The sequence below is a fragment of the Aeromonas sp. FDAARGOS 1416 genome (assembly GCF_019048085.1).
GTDB classification, from domain to species: Bacteria; Pseudomonadota; Gammaproteobacteria; order Enterobacterales; family Aeromonadaceae; genus Aeromonas; species Aeromonas veronii.
Window position 1 is genome coordinate 265166 of record NZ_CP077301.1, and the last position, 21504, is coordinate 286669.

Below are 21504 nucleotides of genomic sequence, written 5' to 3' on the forward strand. Positions count from 1 at the left end.
CGATGCGCCCCTCTGTCGATGATGTATCTGTACCTTAGCGGACGATTTCGTAGCAGGGCACATACTGGCTGCCCGGCAGCTTCATCCGTTGCTGCTTGACGAAGCTTTCCAGCAGCTTGTCCATCAGGTGCATCAGCTCCTTGTCGCCGTGCAGCTTGAAGGGGCCCTTCTTCTCGATGGCGCGAATGCCCCCTTCCTTGACGTTGCCGGCGACGATGCCGGAGAAGGCACGACGCAGGTTGGCGGCCAGCAACTGGGGCGGCTGGTTGCGGTGCAGATCCAGACTGGCCATGCTGGCGTGATCCGGCTCGAAGGGGAGTTGGAACTCCGGCTCAATCTTGAGGGACCAGTTGAAGGAGTAGGCATCACCGACCGATTTGCGGTATTCGCGGATTTTCGGCATCGCCTCCTTCATCACCCGGGCCACTTCCGGTGCATCGCCGACAATGATCCGGTAGAGTTTGGTCGCCGATTCACCGAGGGTCGCCTTGATGAAGTCGTCGATGGCACGGAAGTAGTCGGCACTCTCTTTCGGGCCGGTCAGGATGATGGGCATCGGCTGCCGCTCGTTGGCCGGATGCATCATGATGCCGAGCAGATAGAGCAGCTCTTCGGCGGTGCCGACCCCGCCCGGGAAGATGATGATGCCGTGGCCGAGGCGTACGAAGGCTTCCAGCCGTTTCTCGATATCCGGCAGGATCACCAGCTCGTTGACGATGGGGTTGGGTGGTTCGGCCGCGATAATGGAGGGTTCGGTGAGGCCGATGTAGCGCCCGTTGCGCACCCGCTGTTTGGCATGGCCGACGGCGGCCCCCTTCATCGGGCCCTCCATGGCGCCCGGACCGCAACCGGTACAGATGTTCAGCTCACGCAAGCCCAGTTCGCTGCCCACGGCGCGGGTGTACTGGTATTCGATCTCGTTGATGGAGTGGCCACCCCAGCAGACGATCAGGTTGGGGTCGGCGCCGGGCAGGATCACCTTGGCGTTGCGCAGAATGGCGAACACCACGTTGGAGATATGAGTGGAGTTGGTCAGATTGACCTGGCGGTTGGACTCGAGCTGATTGGAGACATAGAGAATGTCGCGCAGCACCGAAAAGAGGTGCTCCTGAATGCCGCGAATGATCTCGCCATCGACAAAGGCGTGCTCGGGGGCATTGAACAGTTCCAGCTTGACCCCGCGCTCGCGCCGGATCACATGAATATCGAACGATTTGAAGCGCTCCAGGATCTCCTTGGAGCTGTCGGTATGGCTACCGGAATTGAGTACTGCCAGCGAGCAGTTGCGAAACAGTTGATAGATATCGCTGGAGGCAGTCTGCTTGAGGCGATCCACCTCAAGCTGTGACAGCAAATCCATGCTGCCGACGGGATTGATGTGCGTAATCATAGGTTCCCCTTTACTCACTTGTTATCGTTGTGTTTTTCCCTGGGGAGAAAAGGGGACGCTATGTTGCATCCCCTGAGATCGATAGTAGTGGTAACAGAGGGTGGAGGGAAATAGGGCGACGACTGTTCGCTGTTTTTTTAGCCGCTTGTCAGGCCAGTGTCACTTGATCCCGACCGGTGTGCTTGGAGTGGTAGAGCGCCTTGTCCGCCCGTTCAAACACATCTGACGGGTTGTCCCCATCCTTGAACAGGGTTGCGCCGATGGAGATGGTGATCTCCACCTTGGCATCGCGAAAACGGAACGGGATGCTCTTGATGGTCTGGCGCAGGGTCTCCAGCGGCTTCTGGAACTTGTCCGGGTTGATGTTGGGCAGCAACACCACGAACTCTTCTCCACCAAACCGGGCGATGAAGTCGGTGTCACGCAGTGCACTCTGCAGCGCTTTGGCGACCACTTTCAGTGCCTTGTCACCCGCCATATGGCCGTAGTTGTCATTGATGTTCTTGAAGTGATCGATGTCGATGATCGCCATGCAGAGCGGAGTGCGGTAACGAAGCCAACGTTTGTATTCCTGCTCCAGCCGTTCATCGAGGGCGGCCCGGTTGTGTACCTGGGTCAGGCTGTCGAGGAACAGTTTGTGTTTTTGAATGGTCAGCCGCTTCTTGTACTCGGCGGTCTCCTCCTTCATCAAGCGCAGCTTGGACTCCATGGTGGAGAGGCGGGTGAGCAGGTGACGCTCCCGCGCCGCCGTGCTGTCACGCTCCTGCAGCAGCAGGTTGATGGCGCCCATATGGCCGGAGATGGCGCGCTTGAGCGCATCGATGGAGTTATGGCTGGCCAGGGAGTGATCGATCGCCTGCAACTCGTTGACCAGTGCCTCGCGGGTCTCGCGGGTTTCGTTTTGCAGCGCGCGCCCCTCATCGAGGGATTCGGTAAAGCCGACATGTACTGCGGACAGGCTCTCGTTGAGGGAGCTGAGGAAGGCGCGAGAGGCTTTACGCTCCTCACGGGTGCCTTCGATGATGAGCTCGATCACCTGCAGGCAGGTTTCCGCCAGCAGGGCAGGGTTGATCCCGATCAGTAGTTGGCGGCGGATGTCGCTCAGGCTCTCGCCGATGGCGCCAGCAAAGTCGAGTTCGGTGATAAGCCGCTGCAGCTCATCGGCGATACGGGCGTGATCCTTGAGATCAAACGGGTCTACATCGTTGCTGGCAATATCGCTTTCTTGTTGAGTTGCACCTGACGGTGTCAACAGGGGCTGGCTTGGCAGCAGCTGGATCTTGATCGCCTGCTGGTAGAACTCCAGCAGCTTGATCACCTTCTTTTGGTGATCGGCAATGCCGTAACCGGCGGGACTTGCCAGAAATTCCTTGAGGGACTTGCGGGTCTCTTCCGGGAAGCCCTTGATGTTTTTCAGCTGTTTGGAACCAAGTTCAATAGCGGTCTGGGTCAGGGTGATCGACTCTTCCAGCGCATTGCTGTGCTGCTGCAGCAACTTCTCGATGGCAAGTAGCTCTGCATCCAGCGAGGTGAATGCGGGATTGTTATCCAGTTTCTGCTTGAGCTTGGCGAAGCGATTGTCCAGCTCGCGGTCGAAGCCACGGCAGGAGAGCATCAACTTGTTGATAAACTGGATACCACGGGCACGCTCTGCATCGGAAAACGACAGCACGCCGTCGAGTTCCAGCTGTTTCTGCTGAAGGGATTCCCTGAGTCTTGCCAATTGTCCTGCTACGGCAGCGATGTCATTCATTATCAGGTCGCCCTGTTGTCATTATTGTTTTTGGTGTTGGATAGCAACAGTGGTCGAACCTGGTTTCGATCCTCGCCTGTTATCTACATTGTTTCCTGGTGGTTATCGGCTGCCGGCTTCCTTGCAAGGCTGGGCCAATTAACCCATTGCTTTTCATGAGAAGAATTGACTTTTACCAGTCCCTTGTCAATTGCCATCAGGCCGCATTGCCACACATCTCCATTAAAAAATGCCGCTTGTTGGCAATCGATCGCCGCGAGCTCCAACCAGGCGTTTTGCTGGCATTTTTCACTGAGCTGAATGGCTCCCGACAGGGCGAGATAGCAGAGGTCAAACAGGCCATTGTGATCGAGCGCGGTCGCCGCTTTCGGCAGGAAGGGGTGACTGACAATCCCGAGGCTGATCTGGCGATCCAGCGGATAGTTGCAAGGGAAGGCGGCGATGGCGGTCAGCAGGTCTCCCGCCAGTTGATGCAGGTTGGTGACGTGGCGCTGTGGCACCACATAGAGCATGTGTCCTTCACGCAAGTCATAGATACGGCCATCTTGCGGGGTCAGGGTGTCCATATAGGCACCGAAGGCCTGCTCGATTTCTCTGCTGGCCTGATAGCCGTGGCGCTCCAGCGTGTTGACCAGGAAAGGCACACGGAACAGCAGATAGTGCAGCTTGTCATCGAACTCGCTGGAGGGTTGTTCGCTGAGGTACCAGCGATCCGATTTCAGCTGGCGCTTTGCCATCTCCCGCGGCCAGCGGTTCATCAGCCGCTGCCAGTTGGCCAGCCCCGAGCGTGGCTCGATCAGCAGGGCTTCATTGGTCCGTTTCAGTTGCAGGCGGGCAGTACGCAGCTTGAGCCAGAGGGTGAAGAAGAGGTAGATAAAGAGCGCCAGCAGCAGGCTGGTGGTGATGCTCGACCAGAGATAGCGCTCCTGCTGATGCTGGCTATTGTTAAGCCGCTGCTCCAGCTCCTTGATATGTTGCACCCGCTCGACCTGGACATAGTTGTCGCGGATCGCCGCCTGCTCCATGGCTTGCTCCTGCTGGCGCACCTCCTCGCCAAGACGGTGGAAGCGCTTGTAGCTGTCGAGAGCCTGACGCAGATACCCCTTCTGCTCGTAGGCAAGCGACAACAGGCGGAATACCTCGTACTGACGGCGGGTATCGCCGAGCTGATTGGCCAGCGCGCGGGCGTTCTCCAACTGCAGAATGGCGATGGCGGCCTCCTGTTTCTTCAGATAGAGCTCGCCGAGCAGCAGCAGGGTATCGATCAGCGGCTCTTTGGCATCGCTCAGCTCGTGGGACTGGCGGGCCGCATTGAGGTAGTTGCTGGCCAGCGAGAGGTTGCCGCTTTGCAGGTAGGTTTTGCCGATTTCGTATTTGAGCAGGGAGGCTTGCGGTCGGTTGCTCCCCTCATCGAGCAGATCCAGCGCATTGAAGAAGTAGACCAGCGCCATATTGAGGTCGCCCTGCTCGCGGTTGAGTCGCGCCAGCACCATCAGGGAGTCACATAGCAGGGAGGGGTTGCCGATGGAGTGGAAGTAGTTGGCCGCTTCATTGGCATACTGCAGCGCTTTCTGGGGCTCCTGCTCCTGCTGGTAGAGTTTGACTATCTGGTTCGACAGCAGGCCGAGAAAGAGCGGGTCATTGAGGCTTTTGGCCTGTTGCTGGGCATCGATATATTCCCCCAGCGCCAGTTGCGGCTGCTGCAGCGCGCGATAGAGGTCGCCGCTGATGGCGCTGACCCAGGCACTGGCGAGAGGATTGGGGGTCTTGGCGGCCCAGATCCGCGCATCTGCCAAGTGGGCCTTGGCATCATCGAAGTGCTGGTTCTCGATGTCGTAGCTGGTGCGTTGCAGGCGGCCATAAATCTGCAGCTGGCTCTGCTTGAGCGTGGGGACGGCCAACTGTTCGTCCAGTTGATCCATCAGGGCGCGGCTGGTGCTCTGGTTATCCGGTTTGAGGGCCTGACTGCGGATTTTGAGATAGAGGCCGTGGGCCTTGAGTTCCGGTTGCCGCTCTTTGTCTGCCAGCGCCATCGCCTTGTCGAGCGCTTGCTGGGTGGCCTGATATTGGCCCAGTTGCAGCAGACACTCCCCTTTGAGCAGGTGGGCGCCTATGGTCTGGGCCGCCGTGCTGTAACTCAGGATGGGTTCGCGATAACCGAACTCCTGGCGATTGCTGATGATTTGCTGGGGATTATTGGCTGCGCGCGTCAGGAAGGCGGTGGTGATCTGGACGCATCTGGCAGGATCGGTCAGTACCATCGATTGCGCTTGTTGCAGATCGATAGAGAGTTGCTCCTTGTCCAGATCCAGATTCGGAGCTGACAGGGAGGACATCATCATGGCCAGAAAAAACAGTTGATTCATTGGATTAAGGACGGCGCAGAGGTGTTGGCATGTTATCCAAGCCCCCCCCTGCGAGTCCAGCGTTTACTGTGGTTTGCTGGTGGCCAGCAAGTGGGTTTCGTCTGGATTTTATTATCCAGCACCCTTATCCCTGCTGTGTAAAGCATCGATTGAAACCTTTTCGCCCGTCATGGAGGGCAGTGCGACTGCCCTCTCTGTCGCAACTCGACTTTATTGGCGGATCAGACGCAGGTTGGCGGGCACCGCTTCGAAATCGGAGCGGAACGGGTTGATGTCGAGGCCGCCGCGGCGGGTATAGCGTGCATAGACGGTCAACTGCTCAGGCTGGCAATAGTGCTTGAGGTCGATAAAGATCCGCTCGATGCACTGCTCGTGGAACTCGTTGTGCTGGCGAAACGAGATGAGATAGCGCAGCAGCTTCTCCCGATCGAGTTTTGGCCCCTTGTAGCGGATCACCACAGAGCCCCAGTCGGGCTGGCTGGTGACCAGACAGTTGGATTTGAGCAGGTGGCTGTGCAGGGTCTCCTCGACCAGCTCGCTACCGGCTGCCCCTTGCAGTAGGGACGCATCAAACTCGTAATTGTCTACCTCGATATCCTGCTCGTCGATGCACTCGCCGGGCAGCTGGGCAATCTGGTGCGGCGCCTTGTCGAGGGGGAACAGGGTCACCTTGACGGTCTCGCCCGCACAGGCACTCAGATCCTTGGTCAGCATGGCGGCGACTGCCTCGATAGAGTCGCAACGGGTCTGATTGAAGGAGTTGAGGTAGAGCTTGAAGGATTTGGATTCGATCAGGTTCGCACTGGTGGCCGGAATGGCCACTTCACCCACCGCCACCATCGGCTTGCCCTTGGCATTGAGCCAGGAGAGCTCATAGAGGGTCCAGACATCGCAACCGCTAAAGGGCAGATCATCGCCCAGCTGGAGATCATCCCGGTTCAGGCTGCGGGGAACCGGCTGCAGCAGGGAGGGGGTGTACTGGCTGATGTAATCGGATTGCTGGCCCAGGCTCAGGCCGGTCAGGGCGCTGGCCCCGGCGTATCTATCTTGTTTGCTCACAGGGTTGCTCACGTAATGTGCTCATGATGAGTGGAATGAAACAGGCCATTGCTGGGCCGGATGGTTGCAGCCGTTTGGCTTGGGCGTCGGCCTCTCTGTATCCCGGGTTCTGTTTCTCGGGTCGCAAGGTCGGCTGGCAACCTTGTCTGTTACCGAGTTTGGTGGTGCAATAGCGGACTTTGCCAGCAATTGTGGGGATTTTCGATGTCGGATCAAGTTTTGTCTGCCCTGGAGCACTTTTTTGCCCGCTGGCAACGGGACGGCGAGGCCAGACGAGGCCTGCCCCTGTGCGAGTGGGAGGCGGATTGGCGTTCCCCCTGCCAGCTTGGTGAGCCCGCCGATGGTCGGGTGGCCTGGCGTCCTCACCATCGCTCCGAGCCCGCCGACTTTGCAGCCATGGCCGATGCCCTCGAGCTGACAATTCATCCCAGCGCCATTGCCCTGTTCGGGCACTGGTTCAGTCGCCCCATCCCCTGCCTTTTCAAGGGGCTGCGCCTTGAACTGATCTTGCCATGGAACGACGCGGATCTCGACCTGCTCAGGGAGAACCTCATCGGCCATCTGCTGATGTTGCGCAAGCTAAAACGAACCCCCTCCATCTTTATTGCTACCACCCGCAACGAGATGACGCTCATCTCGCTCGATAACGAGAGTGGTCAGGTGTGGCTGGAGTGGCTCGATTCTGGCCGCCGTCTGACGCTGGCTCCCTCTTTGCCGGCGTTTCTGGAACGGCTGGAGACGTTGCCGCAATAGCATCTGTTCGAGCCATGGTTACTCATCGGAACGAAAAGAGCCTTGCCATGCGGCAAGGCTCTTTTTATGGCATCGCGTACAGGGAACGCGCTTAATCCTTGAAATCCCAGGAGAGGTTGGAGACCAGACGGCAGCTGTCGCACTTGAAGTCGAAGATCTCGTGTAGCGGCTCTGCCAGCGCCCACTCACCGCCACAGCTGGGGCAGGGGCGCGCCTTCTCCTCGGCAGCGCTCAGCCCGCCCACCCGATAGAGGTAGTAGTAGGTGGGGATGCCGCTCAGCACTTCCAGCCGTTTGGCCAGATCGCTGCCGCGCCGGTAGAGGCGGCTGCCCACTTCGCCGATTTCGTGCAGCGCCGCATGTTCGGCGATGGAGCCGTTCATCTGCAACTGATCGCACGCCTCCCAATCCTCCTGCCACTTGATGATCTGTTTCTGATCGCCGTTGGCGACCGCGGGCAGCTGGTAGAGCGGAATGGGGGCGAAGTGGTCGCCACAGCGTAGCGGCGAGCAGGTGTGCAGGAAGCTGGTGTAGAGCAGCATCCAGCTCGGCCGCTCGCCCTGCGTGCCGCAAGGATCTGTGCTGTCGGAGAGCAGATCCGCCCCCTGCAGCTGGAGTTTGGGCGCCAGCAGCCCGGCCTGATTGAGCTGCTGCTCAGCCAGTTTGACCTGCTCGCTCTGGTTGTCGGGGTGCAGGCTATCCTGCTCCGGGCAGACCACCCGACTGACGAAATAGCCGTCGTGCATGCTGGTGGGGAACTCCCGCCCGAGGATCTGGCCCTGATAACGCAGCATGTCGAGGTAGTTGACGATGGCCCGCTCGGCGTCGCCAAGGGAGGTATCGCGGTAACACTCAAAGCAGAGTTCGACGATATACATGGTTCAGCCTTGCCCCTGCTGGAGGAGCATGTCGGTCAGGCGATCTACCTTCTGTTCGATGCGTGCGAGCTGATCGGCGAGTTGCTGCAGGGTGAGCGCCGGTGCTGGCTGAGGGGCTGCCTCTTGCTGGATCTCGCTCTCGGCGGTCGCGATGGGCTGCTGCTTCCACTGGCTCAGCACTTTCAGTAGCTCGGCCATCGGCACGGGCTGGGTGAGGCGGGCCTTGATCATGGCGGTGGTGGGTGTCAGGCCCTTGGTGGCCAGCTCGTTGGCAATTCGGATGATCTCGTGGGCGGACATAAGCATGCTCTGGGTGAGAAGGGGGGATCGATATCGGGGCGGGATCTTAACCAAAGCCAGCAGGGGAGGAAAGGGGCGGGCGGCTTAGCGGGGCTGGCGCAACATCACATCGAGCTGGTCGATTGCCTCGCACCAGTCGGAGTCGTTCCACAGGGCATCGCGCAGAAAGCTGGCCTGGGCGGCGTTCCAGAAACCGGCCTCCGGCAGCAGGGTCTCATTGTCGAGGTGATGGTCGTGCACAAAGCGGTGCAGGCTCAGCTCGTCGTTGGCCATCCCGAGCTGGGCAAACAGGGCTGGCAGATCGTGGACAAGGGGTTCCATCTCGTCTCTCCCTTTGTTTAATCCCTGAGATTATAGACAGGCACAGCCATCGGGCGCAGAGACGAGATTGGAGATCAGGCTGAGGGGATGCGATGGGGTGGCAGATCAACGCCCACGATGTGCAGCCCCTGCATCTTGAGGGTGCCCTGATAGTGGCTCTCGCCATCGCTGGAGAATTCAAACTGATAGTGGGTCAGCAGCCGCAGGGGATTGCGGGCCAGCTCCCGCCGGTTGCGGGCCAGCGACAGCAGTTGCAGATCATGGTGCTGGCAGTAGCGGCGCATGTATTGCCAGGCCACTTCTGCCTGTTGGCGTTGCAGCCAGAACAGGCCGGCAATCGCAATCAGCAACAAAATTCCGAGCATCTCTCCCATAGGCGGGCTTCCTTATCGTGATGTCGATAATCGGGAGTCCTGCTCGGCACTCCCGATCTCCTTTTCTATTTCCCGCCGTGTTGCCTCGTGGCGTGAGGGGGAGGCGAGGGATCAGGCCGAGGCAAACAGACGGCCGATGGCCTTGCCCAGCGCATCGCTGCGCTCGGGGTCACGCAGTCTGGCCAGCATATCATTGCGCAGGGCCGGTAAAGTGACCAACTCGGCAAAAACCTGATTGAAGAACTGGGTCGGTTGCAGTGCCAGTTGTTCCAGATAGTGGCTGAGCAGATTGGCATCTTTCAGATCGGGCCAGAGCCGGCCGGCGATGGCGAGCAGCAGCGCAGGGCTCGGCTGGGTTTGCAGCAGGGTCAGCAGCTTGTTGGTGCGCAAAGTGCTGCCGGGGCAGGAGGCCATGGCGCGGCAGAGGTAGGCCAGGGTCTCAGGGTTGGGGGCGGCGCACTCCTGCTCCTTGCCGATCCGCTCAAGCAGGGCGCCTTGTACTGCTGGCGGCAGCGGGGCGTTTTCAAGGCTCTGGCAGAGGGCGTAGAGCGGCTCTTGCGGCAGTTTGGGCAGTGCCTTACAGATCAGCGCCAGATTGCGCTCATCATGGAGTCGCTCGGCCAGATCGGCAAAGCCCTGCAGCCCCAGCGTTTGCCAACCGGTGTCGTTGGGGGCGGCCAGATAGTGGCAGAGGGCATCGTAATAGGCGGAAGGGGCCTGCTCCAGCTGGCGCGCCAGCTTGGCGTGCAGACTGGCCATTTTTGCCTCCGCCGGGCGGAAGGTGTAGGGATTGTCGGCCAAGCGCTGGGCTTTTTCCTCGTCCAGATCGCCGGTGAGCTTGTAGCCCAGGGTCTCCACCACCTGATCCATGAACAGCTTGGGGCCGTTTGACATCAGCAGGCCGCGCTCATCGAGGGCGAATTTGAGGAACCAGAGGTAGTGGCGAGACTCGCTCGGTTGGAAGAAGTGCACACCCAGCCAGGCGTGCTGTTGCAGCGGCCAGGGATAGGGCTCCTGCTGCTGTTCGATGCGCACAAAGGTATCGCTTGCCAGTGGGCGCACCTGGCGGCCCATGTCAAATAGCTGGAACTGGGTGCCAGCCTGAGTCAGAAATTCGGTCAAGGTATTGATGGCAGTAGGCGTCGCAGACATGGTGAGATCCGGCTAATGGTGATGCGGGCCGATTATAAGGCCCTTGCCGAGGATAGCCAGTGGCAGCAGACGCGTGTTGCGGCAGATATCAACATGGCAGCCATGCGGGGGGAGGTGTATAGTATCGCCCTTTTTTAACGGCGGCAGGCCGCGCTGGCTGCCGTGTATGTCGACGAGCTGGCTTAATCGCCGGTGCTGCGCGACCGAATGTACCGGCATCCTGGCTGACCCTGTCGGGTCAGCGGATCAATCTGTGGTTATGAGGAAGAGAGCGAGATGAATCAATATTTGCTGGTAGCTGGCCTGTTGGGGGAACTCACCGCCGAGTTGCAGCGCCTCGAGCGCTGGCAAGCTGACCATCCCGGTGACGAAGCCCTGGCAAGCACCCTGCCTTTTTGTGTCGATACCCTGAGCTTTGATCAGTGGCTACAGTTCGTGCTGATCCCGCGCATGGAGCAGCTGGTGATGTTGCAGGCCCCGCTGCCGACCAGCGTCTCCCTCTATCCCATGGCCAGCGAAGTCTACAAAGAAGATCTGGCCGAAGCAGAAGCGCTGCTGCGCCTGATCGCCCGCTTCGATCTGCTGCTTTCCGGCAAAGTGATCGAACAATGATGCCAGATCAAACCCGAGAAGAGAGTGACTTGAAGCTGACTCTGCTCTATCAGGATGAGTGGCTGGTGGCGGTCAACAAGCCGTCCGGTCTGCTGGTGCACCGCAGTTGGCTCGACAAGGGCGAGACCCGTTTTGCCATGCAGATGACCCGGGATCTCATCGGTGGTCGCCATGTCTATCCGGTGCATCGCCTCGACCGACCCACCTCCGGTGTTCTGCTGTTTGCGCTCGATCCGGTGATTGCCCGCGCACTGACCGAAGCCTTTACCCAACGTCAGGTACACAAGGAGTATCTGGCACTGGTGCGTGGCTGGGCGCCCGAGCAGGGGGTGATCGACTATCCTCTCAAGGAGCAGCTGGACAAGATTGCCGATGCCATGAGCAACCCGGATCGCCCGGCGCAGGATGCCGTCACCACCTTCCGTCGCCTGCATCAGGTCGAGCTGCCCCACGCGGTCTCCAAGAAGCACCCCACCAGTCGCTACAGCCTGGTCAGATTGTTCCCGAAGACCGGCCGCAAGCATCAGCTTCGCCGCCATATGGATCACCTGTTCCACCCCATCGTTGGGGATACCACCCACGGGGATGGCCGCCACAACCGTTTCTTTCGTGAGCACTTTGGCTGCGAGCGGCTGCTGCTGGTGGCCCGCACCCTGAGCTTTACCCATCCGGTGCTCAAGGTGCCGATGCGGATCCAGGCGCCGCTCGGTCAGGATGTGTTACGCTTGTTTGCCGAGCTGGGCTGGCCCGCCTGCGAGAGCGACTACTAAGCGCCTGATCCTCAGCCATGAACCGGTGGCATCTGACGCCACCTTGCTGATAGAGTTGCTCAAAAGAGTGACTCAAGCAGGGAGAGGAGAATGGCGCAGATCGATATCGTGGTAGGAACTGTCTACGGCGCAGCCATGCTGGTGGCCGAGACCTTGGCAGATGAGCTGGAACGCAAGGGGCATCACTGTTCTCTGCACGAAGAAGCACGGCTGGTGGACATCGACCCCGGCCGTTTTTTATTGCTGGTCAGTGCTACCACAGGGCAGGGGGACATTCCTCCCAATCTGCAGCCCTTTGCCAGCGAGCTGGCTGACAAGGCGCCCTGGCTCAAGGGGCTGCGGTATGCCTTGATTGCCATGGGTGACAGCAGCTATGACCATTTTTGTGGTGCGGGCCGTCGGCTGGACGGATTGCTGCAAGAGCTGGGCGCCACGCGAGTGATTACCCCGCTGGAGCTGGATGCCACCGTGCACGATGAACCCGAACAGGTGGCACTCAGCTGGCTGAAAAAGTGGGATATTCAGCCCTGAATATTCTCTGAAATAGAGCCATATCAATCCCCTGATCCTTAACCGGCAGGGGATTGTTATTTGCACAAATGTCATCTCACTCAGCAAGCATATTTCCCACTCTTATTGTCGATAGTGGCGGAGGGATATTTTCCCCTTTTGGCATTCCATCGGCGTAATGGTTTCAAGCGTACCGCAGACCCGTCATCCAAATAAAAGTTCAATCTTGAAAGCGATCTCAGTCATGTTTTTGTCATTCGATCGTAAAATAACGACTTTAGTTCAGTCGCAAATTAATTACTGGTAACGCTTTCAGGTTTGGTGTGATTGCTTATTTTGCTATTTTATTGGTTAGGTATTGCCTTCTTGCCGTTTTTTTTGCTGGTAGGTGTTGTAGCGATCGTTTGCCGAGCGATTTGTCGCCATTTTGTGAGTCGCTTCATATTTGTCGTGAAATACGCTCCCTATAATCAACCTCGGTTATCACCAACAGGATTACATGGTGATAAGAAGTTGAATATTCAGGATCACACTCCTCACTGCGGGAAATAAGGAATATGACAATGAAAATGAAGTGGCTCCCGATTGCAGCAGCTGTTACTGCCGCCCTGGCTTCCCAAGCCGCCTTTGCCGTAGATTTCCACGGTTACTTCCGTTCCGGCGTCGGTGTTTCCAAAGATGGAGACATGCAGACAGTTATTAAAAAGACCAAAGTTGGCCGTTTGGGTCACGAAGATGATACCTACGGTGAAGTACAGCTTGGTCAGGAAGTATTCAATAAGGATGGCAAGACTTTCTATGTCGACTCCATGTTTGCCATGACTTCTAATGGCTCTAACGATTGGGAGTCTACAGAATCTCGCTTTCAGTGTACTGACACCAATGGTGTGCTGAAAAAGTGTGACAACAAAGAAGATGCAACCTTCGCTCTTCGCCAGTTCAACGTACAAGCTAAAGGCTTGCTGAATTTTGCACCCGAAGCCACTTTGTGGGCAGGTAAGCGCTACTACCAGCGTCATGATATCCATCTTTCGGACTTCTATTACTGGAATATCTCAGGTGCTGGTGCTGGTATCGAAGGTGTTCAGGCTGGTCCTGGTAAAGTCTCCTTTGCATGGATTCGTAATGACCGTAGTGGTACAGATGATGGCTGGACCTACAATGATGAGCTGAATGTTAATACCCTCGACCTGCGTTATGCTGGTATTCCGATGTGGCAAGACGCCTCTTTGGAAGTCGGTGTTGACTATGCGATTGCTAACCCAACTGACGCTCAGAAAAGCTCAAGTAATGCGCAGTATAAAAATGCCAAAGATGGCGTAATGTTGACAGCTGAACTTACTGCTGGCGTGCTGGGTGGTTTTAACAAATCCGTTGTGCAGTATGGTACTGAAGGCTATTCCAAAGTCTTTGCTTTCTGGGGTGATGGCTCTTGGTACGGCGCTGAAGCCAAAGATGGTGCTGATGGTTTCCGCATCATTAACCATGGTGTTGTCCCAATGGGCAACTCTTGGGAGATGGGTCACCAGTTGGTCTATGGTGTAGGCAACGAAATGTGGAATGGCAACGACAAGTGGGAAACTATGTCTGCCGTTGTGCGCCCGATGTACAAATGGGATGATTTTAACAAGACCGTGTTCGAGGGGGGTTACTTTAAGGACATGAACAAGTCTACCAATGGTTCTTCGTTGGAAGATTCTGGTTATAAGTTGACCTTGGCCCAGACTTGGTCTGCTGGTGCCAGCTGGTGGGCTCGTCCTGAAATCCGGGTTTTTGCTTCTTATGTCGGTTTTGATAAAAATGACATGGCTAAGACTCCTTTTGACAGCAATACATCAAAAGACACAGTGAACTTTGGTGTTCAAGCTGAGGCTTGGTGGTAAGCAAAAGTTTAAGTTAAGTTAGTGACTGCCCCCATATGGGGGCAGTTTTGTTTCGCCGAGTATGGTAATCGGGTTAGGGAGATAAGGAAGAATGAAACTGGTAAAGATGTCTATCACAGCCGTGATTACTGCTCTGTTGTCTGGTTGTTCCGGTAGCATGGTTGTACCCGTGCAGGAGCATGCGTCTATCCTGAGTAATGCTGAACAGGCTAAGCTGGCGCTCGGCCAGACAACTAGCTGCTGTACTGCTTTCAGTGATTTCAATTATGCGGTATTGCCGGAGGGGGAGACTTTACTGGCTCTGGATAGCACAAAGCCCACTTTTCAGTTTGATGATGGTATGAGCTACTTTGCGGCTTATCGCCTGCCAACCAACACCGGCAATCTGGCCATTAGCATTGCATCTCAGGTCAGCAAGACGGTGATGGTGCCCAAGGTCATTATGCTGGATGCCGAGTTCAAGGTGACTCGAGTCCTGGGTGAGTCAGTATTCAGCTATCAGCCTGCTCACTTGCTCGATAATGACCGTATCGAAGGACGTGTTCTTGTTGACCGCAGCATGCCTGGCAACCCGGCCAGCGAAACATACATGATCGTCTATGCGCCTGCGGACCAACTCTCTGGCAGTACGACTATTTTGCATCCAGCCAAGGCCTTCGCGAAAGCAAATGGAACTGTAGAGCCTGATATCAAGGATCCGGTGATCCCGCACTCTCCTTGGGGTTTGGTGCAGATCAAAGTCAAAGATATGGCCCGTGGAAGTGGTCTTGAAGCGGTATTCAAACCCGAATATGCCGACAAGGTGGCCATGAGCCAGGGTCAGCAGGCTGCAGCGATAGCGACTACCGCAGCCGTTACCACAACTGCAACAGCTGTGGTCGCAGCCAAACCTGCTCCTGCCATGCTGAGTGAAACTGAAGCCTTCTATCAGAGCCAGATCGAAAAAGCAGTCAAGGCGGGGGATATCGACAAGGCGATGAAGCTGGTGAACGAGGCCGAGCGGGCTGGTTCAACCAAGGCAAAAAGCGTGTTTATTGATGCGGTCAAGCGGTCGCAAAAATAGAATAATACGACCATTTACTGGTCAGATATATTTATTGAGGCCTCCCTTGTTGGAGGCCTTTTTAATCGGTAGACTGTAATAAATAAAAATCAAGTTGTTACGTTTGGTTACAATTGGTTTCCGTTAGATGTAAACGGCATTATTAAAATACAAAGTGAAACTGCTATTTATATGTCTTTGTAATAAAGTGATAATGCGGATTATTAACCCATATTAGAGGCGTTTTTTAGCGGCTAAACAAGTTGTGATCTTCCCTCCAAATTCAATATTCCCCCGCCTTCGAAAGCAGCAATTTATGACCCGCTGGGTTATATTCTGATGGTCAAAATAAACAAGCCCGACTCGAAGATATCTGAATGAATCAGTGCTTATTTCATCCAGATAGATCGTTCAGGGACGACAATCCATTCAGGAGCGCACACAATGTTCAAAAATGCTTTCTCTAATCTGCAAAAGGTTGGTAAGGCGCTGATGCTGCCAGTATCAGTCTTGCCAGTCGCAGGTATTCTGCTGGGGGTGGGTGCTGCCCACTTCAGCTGGATGCCGGAAATTGTCTCCCAATTGATGGAGCAAGCCGGTGGTTCTGTATTTGGCCAGATGGCCCTGCTGTTCGCAGTGGGTGTTGCTCTGGGCTTTACCAATAACGACGGTGTATCCGGTCTGTCAGCCATCGTTGGCTACGGCATCATGGTCGCAACCCTGAAGGTCATGGCACCTGTGATGGGTGTTGAAACCATCGAAACCGGCGTGCTGGGTGGTATCCTGGCCGGTGGTATCGCTGCCTGGGCGTTCAACCGCTTCTACAAGATCCAGCTGCCAGAGTACCTGGGCTTCTTCGCGGGCAAACGTGCCGTACCCATCATCACTGGTTTCCTCTCCATCGGTCTGGGTGTGATCCTGTCCGTGATTTGGCCGCCAGTGGGTGGCGCCATCGGTGCCTTCTCTGACTGGGCTGCCAACCAGAACCCGGTACTGGCCTTCGGTATCTACGGCGTGGTTGAGCGCTCCCTGATCCCGTTCGGTCTGCACCACATCTGGAACGTACCGTTCTTCTATCAGGCTGGTACCTGTGTCAACGGTGCCGGTGAAACTGTTCACGGTATCATGACCTGCTTCCTGACTGCTGATGACGCGTCCCGCGCTGCCGGTAACGGCTTTGGTCAGCTGGCTGGTGGCTACCTGTTCAAAATGTTCGGTCTGCCTGCTGCTGCGTTCGCCATTGCTCACGCTGCCAAGCCGGAAAACCGCGCCAAGATCGTTGGTATCATGGCCTCTGCAGCCCTGACCTCTTTCCTGACCGGTATCACCGAGCCGATTGAATTCTCCTTCCTGTTCATCGCTCCGGTTCTGTACGCCATCCACGCGGTACTGGCTGGTCTGGCTTATGTGCTGACCAACTCTCTGGGTATCGTACACGGTCACACCTTCTCCAACGGCTTCATCGACTTCGTGGTGCAATCACCGCGTGCCGACAACATGCTGCTGCTGGTTGGTCTGGGTCTGGTTTACGCGGCCATCTACTACGTGGTATTCAGCTTCGTTATCCGTGCCATGAACCTGAAAACCCCGGGTCGTGAAGACGAGACTGCTGAAGAGGCCGTTGGCCAAGGCAAAGACGAGATGTCTGCTGCTCTGGTTGCCGCCTTCGGTGGTAAAGAGAACATCGCTTCTCTGGATGCCTGCATCACCCGTCTGCGTGTTGGTGTGAAAGATGTTGCCAAGGTTGACCAGGCTGGTCTGAAGAAACTGGGTGCTGCCGGTGTGGTAGTGGCTGGTTCCGGCGTTCAAGCCATTTTCGGTACTAAGTCCGACAACCTGAAAACCGACATGGACATCTGGATGAAGAGCAACTAATCCTGTTGTCTGAATATCAGCGTGTTTGAAGAGGGAGGCGAAAGCCTCCCTCTTGCTATTTCTGGTTATGGAGCGTGCGAGTCGCTGTAGATCGATCTCGGCAGGAGTCTCTTTGCCCAAGGAGCGACATATAGCGGGATGCCCTATGTCGGCACAACTGCTGGTGTGCCTCGCGGTGCCTTATCGCACGTCATCACCAGATAAACCCATATAAAGTCAGCCAATAAAAAGAGCGCCACATCGAGCGCTCTTTAAGCAAGAGGGGGGAGGGTTAGAGTTTCTCCAGATCCCGCTCAATCTCGCTGATCTTGTTCTGTACCACTTTTTCCAGATGGCGCAGGTCGCGCAGGATCTTCTGCTTGATGTCCGGGTCGGCTTGCTGATGGACGCCCTGGGTCAGGTTGTCCAGCTCATCCACCACATACTTGAGGTTGGCGTTGATCTCGGTGACATCCTTGTACTCATGGGTACCGGAATCGACCAGCATAGTCTTGCGCTGGCGGGGATACTTGAATTTGACACTCTTGGCGAAGAACTCGCCCTTCTGCTTCTTGAAGTAGATCTTGAGGATGTCGTGGTTGGCCTCCTGGCGCAGGGTGTAGCTGTCGACGGAGGCGGGATCCTGGATTCCCAGGCTCTTCAGATTCTCGTACATCAGGCTTCCTCGGTTTGAAACGATCCTGTCCCATCCATCTTAACCGATGCCTCATGGCTTGCCTGTGACAGGGGCGCCAAAATGAAAAGGGCGCCATCAGGCGCCCTTTCATCACAGCAATGCTGATTACTCGTCGATGGAGCGCAGCAGAGCGTTGATGCCGACTTTGGCACGGGTTTTGGCATCGACCTTTTTGACGATCACCGCCGCGTAGAGGCTGTACTTGCCGCACTTGGAGGGCAGGGAGCCGGAGACGACTACAGAGCCAGCCGGTACGCGGCCGTAGTGAATTTCGCCGGTTTCGCGGTCATAGATGCGGGTGGACTGGCCGATAAAGACGCCCATGGAGATGACGGAACCTTCCTCAACGATCACCCCTTCAACCACTTCGGAGCGGGCGCCGATAAAGCAGTTGTCTTCGATGATGGTCGGGTTGGCCTGCAGCGGTTCCAGTACGCCGCCGATGCCGACGCCGCCGGAGAGGTGGACGTTCTTACCGATCTGGGCGCAAGAGCCGACAGTAGCCCAGGTATCGACCATGGTACCTTCGTCAACGAAGGCGCCGATGTTGACATAGGAGGGCATCAGCACGGTATTGGGGGCGATAAAAGAGCCTTTGCGGGCTGTTGCCGGCGGCACCACGCGCACACCCGCTTCCTTGAACTGCTCGGCAGTGTAGTTGGAGAACTTGAGGGGAACCTTGTCGTAGTACTGGGCATCGTCGCCCTTGATGATGCCGTTGTCGTTGATGCGGAAGTAGAGCAGTACCGCTTTCTTCAACCACTGATGGACAACCCACTCACCGGCGATCTTCTCGGCAACCCGCGCCTTGCCGGAGTCCAGCAGGTCGATGGCTTGCAGGATGGCGGACTTGGTGGCGCTATCCACGGAGCCCGGAGTAATGGTGTCGCGGCGCTCGAAGGCCGCTTCAATGATCTGTTGCAACTCGGTCATGACAGGTTTCCTTTAAAAAATTCTGTTTGTTGTATCACACTTTTCCGACTGTTTTTAAGGGGTTGACCGGAATTCTTCCGGCCAGCGGTCATTTCTTCATCCGGTGTGTGCCAACCAGTTGTTTGGCATGGCAAAAAACGTCCGACAATCAGCCTCTTTCGAGTCACTCTTCGCTTAATCCAGCACCGACTGTTGGGGATTGAGTTGGTGTACCAGTCGCTCTTCGAGCTGTTTTTGCTGCTCGGCGGTCAATGGTTCGCCATCGAGGCTGGTCAGGCTGAAAAAGTCTTCGACCCTCTCACCGAAAGTGGCGATTTTGGCGGCGTGCAGCGACAGCCCGCACTGCTGGAAAACGGCACCGATCCGGGCCAGCAGGCCGGGGGTATCGAGTGCAGTCAGCTCCATCAGGGTGTGACGGCTTTCCCCTTTATGGGGCAGAAAGACTACCCGGGTCGGTACGCTGAACTGGCGGTGGCGCCGCGACAGCGGCTTGTTGCGCAGCACCAGCTTGCCCGGCTCCTGCAGCGCCTTCTCCAGCGCCTTCTTGATGGTGGCGGTACGGTTGGGGCTGATGGGTTCGCCGCTTGGCTCCAGCACCACGAAGGTATCGAGCACGAAGTTGCTGCGCGAGTTCATGATCTGGGCGTCGTGGATGTTGAGGTTTTTCTGATCCAGCGCCGAGGCCACGGTGGCAAACAGATTCGGGGTATCGCGGCAGTAGATAAATACCTCGCTGCCGCCGCGGGTCGGATGTTTGCCGATGATCACCAGCGGTGCCGGATTGTCGCCATGCTCGATGATGTGGCGGCAGTGCCAGGCGATCTGCTCCGGGCTGTGGCGCAGGAAGTAGTCGGCCTTGAAATCGGCCCAGAGCAGGTTGATTGCCTCTTCCGATACATCCCGTTGCGCCAGCAGTTGCTTGGCCTGACGCTGGTTTTCGCGAATGCGCAGCCGCATGTCGGGCGGGTTCTCCAACCCCTGGCGCAGCGCCTTCTGGGTGGCGAAGTAGAGCTCCCGCAGCAGGGTGCCCTTCCAGTCGTTCCACAGGGTATCGTTGGTGGCGCAGATATCGGCCACGGTGAGGCAGTAAAGCAGGTCGAGATGCTGCTCGTCGCGCACCTTCTGGGCAAAATCGGTGACCACGTCGGGGTCATAGATATCGCGGCGCTGGGCGGTGACCGACATCAGCAGATGGTGGCGCACCAGCCAGGCGACCAGTCGGCTCTCGTAGCGATCCAGACCGTGCAGCTGGCAGAACTCCAGCGCATCGACGGCGCCGAGCTCCGAGTGATCGCCGCGCCGCCCCTTGGCGATGTCGTGGAACAGGGCCGCGATGCTGAGCAGCTCCGGTTTGCGCAGCCGGGTGAAGACCTCGTGGCAGAGCGGGTGGCTCTGGCGACTGGCCGGATTGGGGAACTGGTGAATGTTCTTGAGCAGCCGGTGGGTGTGCTCATCCACCGTGTAGGCGTGGAACATATCGAACTGCATCTGGCCGACGATCAAGTTCCACTGGGGCAGATAGGCGGCGAGGATGCCGTATTTGTGCATCAGGGTGAGCGGCAGGCCGATGCCGTTGGGGTGGCGCAGCAGCGCCATAAAGAGGCGACGGCAGTCAGGCAAGTCCTGCAACCAGCAGTTCAGTTTGCGGCGCGCCTCGCGCAGTTGGCGCAAGGTGGCCGAGTGGATGCCCGCAATCTCGGGATGCTGGGCCATCTGATAGAAGAGGCGCAGGATAGCGGCCGGTTCACGGCTAAACAGCTCCGCATCCACCGCATCGATGAGGCGGCCACGAAGCTGGAACTCGTCGGAGAGGCGGCGCACATCCATGGCGGTGTTGCCGAGGATCGCCTCGTCAAACAGCTGCAGCAGCATCTCGTTAAGCTCCGAGACACGCCGTACCGTCTGGTAGAAGCGCTTCATCATCTGCTCGACCGGGGTGTTGCCTTCTCCCTCGAACCCCAGCATCTGGGCCACGGTGCGCTGGCGATCGAACAGCAGGCGGTTATCTCCCTTGTTGATGGCCATATGCAGGGCAAAGCGCACCTTCCAGAGAAAATTCTGGCAGTCGAGCAGCTCGCGGTACTCGGCCCGGTTGAGAAAGCCGTGGCTGGTCATCTCGAACAAGGTAGTGGCGCCGAAGTGGCGGCGGGCGACCCAGGCGAGGGTTTGAATATCCCGCAGGCCGCCCGGATTGCTCTTGAGATCGGGCTCCAGCTTGTAGGCGGTGCCGAGAAACTGCTGATGACGCTCCGCCTGCTCTTGCCGTTTGGCGCGAAAGAAGGCTTCGCTTGGCCAGAAGTGCTGGGGGCCGGTGGCCTCTTTCAGTTGCCGGAAGCCTTCCTGGCGACCGGTGATGTAGCGGGCCTCGATGAGGTTGGTGGCGACCGTAATATCGGCGCGCCCCTGCTCGAGGCACTCCGCCACGTTGCGCACCGCCTGACCCACCTCAAGCTTGAGATCCCACAGCAAGGTGATGAACTCGCCGATGCGCAGTCCCAACACCTCGTCCAGCTCGTCGCCGTCATAGAGGATCAGCAGGTCGATATCGGAGTGTGGGTGCAGCTCGCCGCGGCCATAGCCCCCAACCGCGATCAGGGTCAGATCGCTCTTGTCAAAGCCGAACTTCTGCCACAACCGGCAGAGCAACTGATCCATGTACTCGGAGCGGGTGGCGACCAGCTCGATGATGTTGTCGCCGGCATCAAAACGGGCGTGCAGCCAGCCGAGAAAGCGGCTCAGGTACTCTTTGCAGTTGTCGCGAGTGAGCTGGTCATCGGGTAACAAATGGGGGGAAAGCAGGCTGGCGTCCATGGCATCTCACACACAGTGGCAGGCAAATAGCTGAAACAGAAGTAAAA

General features: G+C 57.3%; 19 protein-coding genes. 7 read left to right on the forward strand and 12 right to left on the reverse strand.

Annotated features, from left to right (window positions below; translation table 11 throughout):
- Positions 1-34: 34 nt before the first annotated feature.
- The 4 genes from ppnN to queF all read right to left on the reverse strand — a co-directional run bounded on the left by ppnN (position 35) and on the right by queF (position 6568).
- Positions 35-1390, reverse strand: coding sequence for a nucleotide 5'-monophosphate nucleosidase PpnN (ppnN, locus tag I6L46_RS01300; RefSeq protein ID WP_216977190.1), 1356 nt, complete (start codon positions 1388-1390; stop codon positions 35-37).
- A 148-nt stretch (positions 1391-1538) separates the two neighbouring features.
- A complete protein-coding gene (locus tag I6L46_RS01305; protein WP_216977191.1) occupies positions 1539-3143 on the reverse strand; it encodes a diguanylate cyclase in 1605 nt (534 codons plus the stop codon).
- Positions 3144-3226: 83 nt separating this feature from the next.
- A complete protein-coding gene (locus I6L46_RS01310; RefSeq protein WP_110303305.1) occupies positions 3227-5509 on the reverse strand; it encodes a hypothetical protein in 2283 nt (760 codons plus the stop codon).
- Between the two features lie 210 nt (positions 5510-5719).
- Positions 5720-6568, reverse strand: a complete 849-nt coding sequence (gene queF / locus I6L46_RS01315) for an NADPH-dependent 7-cyano-7-deazaguanine reductase QueF (RefSeq protein WP_164537984.1) — start codon at positions 6566-6568, stop codon at positions 5720-5722.
- A gap of 204 nt (positions 6569-6772) precedes the next feature.
- On the opposite strand from queF, the gene syd reads away from it, so the two are divergent.
- A complete protein-coding gene (syd, locus tag I6L46_RS01320; protein WP_139732945.1) occupies positions 6773-7321 on the forward strand; it encodes a SecY-interacting protein in 549 nt (182 codons plus the stop codon).
- Positions 7322-7412: 91 nt separating this feature from the next.
- On the opposite strand, the gene I6L46_RS01325 is transcribed toward syd, so the two are convergent.
- The 5 genes from I6L46_RS01325 to I6L46_RS01345 form a co-directional block, all read right to left on the reverse strand.
- Positions 7413-8198: a Zn-ribbon-containing protein gene (locus I6L46_RS01325; protein WP_216977192.1), complete on the reverse strand. Its 786-nt coding sequence runs from the start codon at positions 8196-8198 to the stop codon at positions 7413-7415.
- Positions 8199-8201: 3 nt separating this feature from the next.
- Complete coding sequence (locus tag I6L46_RS01330) at positions 8202-8498, reverse strand: hypothetical protein (RefSeq protein WP_216977193.1); 297 nt, start codon at positions 8496-8498, stop codon at positions 8202-8204.
- An 84-nt stretch (positions 8499-8582) separates the two neighbouring features.
- Entirely contained in the window at positions 8583-8819 is a 237-nt protein-coding gene (locus tag I6L46_RS01335; protein WP_005338602.1) for a DUF2789 family protein, read from the reverse strand.
- 74 nt (positions 8820-8893) lie between these two features.
- A complete protein-coding gene (locus I6L46_RS01340) occupies positions 8894-9193 on the reverse strand; it encodes a DUF3301 domain-containing protein (RefSeq protein WP_151286734.1) in 300 nt (99 codons plus the stop codon).
- A gap of 111 nt (positions 9194-9304) precedes the next feature.
- Positions 9305-10345: a DUF3549 family protein gene (locus tag I6L46_RS01345; protein WP_040067970.1), complete on the reverse strand. Its 1041-nt coding sequence runs from the start codon at positions 10343-10345 to the stop codon at positions 9305-9307.
- 276 nt (positions 10346-10621) lie between these two features.
- Here I6L46_RS01345 and I6L46_RS01350 point away from each other — a divergent pair, with 276 nt between their 5' ends.
- The 6 genes from I6L46_RS01350 (at position 10622) to ptsG (ending at position 17037) form a co-directional block, all read left to right on the forward strand.
- Positions 10622-10957, forward strand: a complete 336-nt coding sequence (locus I6L46_RS01350) for a YqcC family protein (protein WP_005338596.1) — start codon at positions 10622-10624, stop codon at positions 10955-10957.
- Positions 10954-11727 carry a tRNA pseudouridine(65) synthase TruC gene (truC, locus tag I6L46_RS01355; protein ID WP_115521382.1) on the forward strand — a complete coding sequence of 258 codons (774 nt, stop codon included), beginning with the start codon at positions 10954-10956 and terminating at the stop codon, positions 11725-11727. Before I6L46_RS01350 ends, truC begins: the two co-directional genes overlap by 4 nt.
- A gap of 90 nt (positions 11728-11817) precedes the next feature.
- Entirely contained in the window at positions 11818-12258 is a 441-nt protein-coding gene (locus I6L46_RS01360; protein WP_040068416.1) for a flavodoxin, read from the forward strand.
- A gap of 542 nt (positions 12259-12800) precedes the next feature.
- Positions 12801-14120, forward strand: coding sequence for a maltoporin (locus I6L46_RS01365; protein WP_302054294.1), 1320 nt, complete (start codon positions 12801-12803; stop codon positions 14118-14120).
- Positions 14121-14211: 91 nt separating this feature from the next.
- On the forward strand, positions 14212-15183 hold the full coding sequence (locus tag I6L46_RS01370) for a MalM family protein (protein ID WP_216977195.1): 972 nt from the start codon (positions 14212-14214) through the stop codon (positions 15181-15183).
- A 423-nt stretch (positions 15184-15606) separates the two neighbouring features.
- Positions 15607-17037 carry a PTS glucose transporter subunit IIBC gene (ptsG, locus tag I6L46_RS01375; RefSeq protein ID WP_005338586.1) on the forward strand — a complete coding sequence of 477 codons (1431 nt, stop codon included), beginning with the start codon at positions 15607-15609 and terminating at the stop codon, positions 17035-17037.
- A gap of 271 nt (positions 17038-17308) precedes the next feature.
- Here ptsG and I6L46_RS01380 read toward each other — a convergent pair whose 3' ends face one another.
- The 3 genes from I6L46_RS01380 to glnD form a co-directional block, all read right to left on the reverse strand.
- The gene (locus I6L46_RS01380) at positions 17309-17692 is read right to left on the reverse strand and encodes a DUF3461 family protein (protein WP_005338583.1); all 384 of its coding nucleotides are present in this window, start codon (positions 17690-17692) and stop codon (positions 17309-17311) included.
- Between the two features lie 126 nt (positions 17693-17818).
- On the reverse strand, positions 17819-18646 hold the full coding sequence (gene dapD / locus I6L46_RS01385) for a 2,3,4,5-tetrahydropyridine-2,6-dicarboxylate N-succinyltransferase (RefSeq protein WP_005338581.1): 828 nt from the start codon (positions 18644-18646) through the stop codon (positions 17819-17821).
- 174 nt (positions 18647-18820) lie between these two features.
- The gene (gene glnD / locus I6L46_RS01390; protein WP_216977196.1) at positions 18821-21457 is read right to left on the reverse strand and encodes a bifunctional uridylyltransferase/uridylyl-removing protein GlnD; all 2637 of its coding nucleotides are present in this window, start codon (positions 21455-21457) and stop codon (positions 18821-18823) included.
- Positions 21458-21504: the final 47 nt, after the last annotated feature.

Excerpts from the sequence above, each read along its gene's own strand:
- I6L46_RS01345 (WP_040067970.1), bottom strand. The coding sequence starts at position 10,345 with ATGTCTGCGACGCCTACTGCCATCAATACCTTGACCGAATTTCTGACT.
- ptsG (WP_005338586.1), top strand. The coding sequence starts at position 15,607 with ATGTTCAAAAATGCTTTCTCTAATCTGCAAAAGGTTGGTAAGGCGCTG.
- truC (WP_115521382.1), top strand. The coding sequence starts at position 10,954 with ATGATGCCAGATCAAACCCGAGAAGAGAGTGACTTGAAGCTGACTCTG.
- I6L46_RS01305 (WP_216977191.1), bottom strand. The coding sequence starts at position 3,143 with ATGAATGACATCGCTGCCGTAGCAGGACAATTGGCAAGACTCAGGGAA.
- dapD (WP_005338581.1), bottom strand. The coding sequence starts at position 18,646 with ATGACCGAGTTGCAACAGATCATTGAAGCGGCCTTCGAGCGCCGCGAC.
- I6L46_RS01370 (WP_216977195.1), top strand. The coding sequence starts at position 14,212 with ATGAAACTGGTAAAGATGTCTATCACAGCCGTGATTACTGCTCTGTTG.
- I6L46_RS01310 (WP_110303305.1), bottom strand. The coding sequence starts at position 5,509 with ATGAATCAACTGTTTTTTCTGGCCATGATGATGTCCTCCCTGTCAGCT.
- I6L46_RS01335 (WP_005338602.1), bottom strand. The coding sequence starts at position 8,819 with ATGGAACCCCTTGTCCACGATCTGCCAGCCCTGTTTGCCCAGCTCGGG.
- syd (WP_139732945.1), top strand. The coding sequence starts at position 6,773 with ATGTCGGATCAAGTTTTGTCTGCCCTGGAGCACTTTTTTGCCCGCTGG.
- I6L46_RS01350 (WP_005338596.1), top strand. The coding sequence starts at position 10,622 with ATGAATCAATATTTGCTGGTAGCTGGCCTGTTGGGGGAACTCACCGCC.
- I6L46_RS01330 (WP_216977193.1), bottom strand. The coding sequence starts at position 8,498 with ATGTCCGCCCACGAGATCATCCGAATTGCCAACGAGCTGGCCACCAAG.
- I6L46_RS01360 (WP_040068416.1), top strand. The coding sequence starts at position 11,818 with ATGGCGCAGATCGATATCGTGGTAGGAACTGTCTACGGCGCAGCCATG.
- I6L46_RS01365 (WP_302054294.1), top strand. The coding sequence starts at position 12,801 with ATGAAAATGAAGTGGCTCCCGATTGCAGCAGCTGTTACTGCCGCCCTG.
- I6L46_RS01380 (WP_005338583.1), bottom strand. The coding sequence starts at position 17,692 with ATGTACGAGAATCTGAAGAGCCTGGGAATCCAGGATCCCGCCTCCGTC.
- glnD (WP_216977196.1), bottom strand. The coding sequence starts at position 21,457 with ATGGACGCCAGCCTGCTTTCCCCCCATTTGTTACCCGATGACCAGCTC.
- I6L46_RS01325 (WP_216977192.1), bottom strand. The coding sequence starts at position 8,198 with ATGTATATCGTCGAACTCTGCTTTGAGTGTTACCGCGATACCTCCCTT.
- ppnN (WP_216977190.1), bottom strand. The coding sequence starts at position 1,390 with ATGATTACGCACATCAATCCCGTCGGCAGCATGGATTTGCTGTCACAG.
- I6L46_RS01340 (WP_151286734.1), bottom strand. The coding sequence starts at position 9,193 with ATGGGAGAGATGCTCGGAATTTTGTTGCTGATTGCGATTGCCGGCCTG.